A 681-nucleotide genomic window follows, 5' to 3' on the forward strand; every position below is an offset into this window, starting at 1 on the left:
GGGGCGGCGATGCAGCTGGATTTTATATCTGAAAGCGCCATATCATGTGAAGCGCCAAGGTCGATTTTAGTAACGATAGCCAGGGTAGGTTGTGTTGAATCTTCTGGCTCGTTAGGAATATGGCAATCATTTTCACCTAGTAAAATCTTTGTTTGGCCATTTAAGGTGACGCTTGGGAGTAGGTCTTCTAATGTGGCCTTGCTGATTAATGACTCGTTACGGCTAATATCATCTTCTTCATAGGGATAGATTACATAGTCGTCGAGGTAGGCACTGTATTGGCTAATGATATAGAGCTTTGAGCCGATTTTTCGGCTGCTGACATACTGACCCTCTATCTGTATAGATGTGGTTTTGTCTATGGTGGATTCAGGTGTTTCCACGTCATACATATCAATACTGATACGGCTATCACTCCAGTGCCAGAAGTAGTCGCTATAGACTTGAGCGTATTCGTTAGCGATTGAAATAAGTTTTTTGTTTTCGAGTGTTTCTTCCAGATACAAGCCCTGTAAGTAATGACGTGAAGTAGAGAGGGTAATGGTATTGAGCGCTTCGTGTTTACCTGTCTGTTCCGATAATTCAAATATATTGATGTCGGAACCTCCATTGTAGCTGTATATCAGGTTTCCGTCGGTCTTAAGCCAGTCGAGTTCATCGACTCCTGTTTCTTGAGTATTA

General features: G+C 42.4%; 1 protein-coding gene. It reads right to left on the minus strand.

What is annotated here, in order from left to right; genetic code table 11:
* Window positions 1–681, minus strand: a 681-nt coding sequence (locus A3756_RS04990) for a beta-propeller domain-containing protein (protein ID WP_197481177.1), incomplete at both ends; no start/stop codon positions are given.

The sequence above is a fragment of the Oleiphilus sp. HI0086 genome, assembly GCF_001635225.1.